Raw genomic sequence first — 545 nt, 5'->3', positions numbered from 1 at the left:
AATAGGGCGGTACCTTGACGGTACCTAACCAGAAAGCCACGGCTAACTACGTGCCAGCAGCCGCGGTAATACGTAGGTGGCAAGCGTTGTCCGGAATTATTGGGCGTAAAGCGCGCGCAGGCGGTCTTTTAAGTCTGATGTGAAAGCCCCCGGCTCAACCGGGGAGGGTCATTGGAAACTGGGAGACTTGAGTACAGAAGAGGAGAGTGGAATTCCACGTGTAGCGGTGAAATGCGTAGATATGTGGAGGAACACCAGTGGCGAAGGCGACTCTCTGGTCTGTAACTGACGCTGAGGCGCGAAAGCGTGGGGAGCAAACAGGATTAGATACCCTGGTAGTCCACGCCGTAAACGATGAGTGCTAGGTGTTAGGGGTTTCGATGCCCTTAGTGCCGAAGTTAACACATTAAGCACTCCGCCTGGGGAGTACGACCGCAAGGTTGAAACTCAAAGGAATTGACGGGGGCCCGCACAAGCAGTGGAGCATGTGGTTTAATTCGAAGCAACGCGAAGAACCTTACCAGGTCTTGACATCCTTTGACCAC

At 53.8% G+C, this 545-nt stretch carries 1 rRNA gene; it reads left to right on the top strand.

Features of this window, described 5'->3' with window-relative positions:
- Positions 1–545, top strand: a 16S ribosomal RNA gene (locus SAY88_RS24660); the annotation flags it as partial.

This window comes from Halalkalibacter flavus (assembly GCF_036663575.1).
GTDB lineage: Bacteria > Bacillota > Bacilli > Bacillales > Bacillaceae_D > Halalkalibacter > Halalkalibacter flavus.
This window is presented reverse-complemented; position numbering and strand designations above follow the sequence as displayed.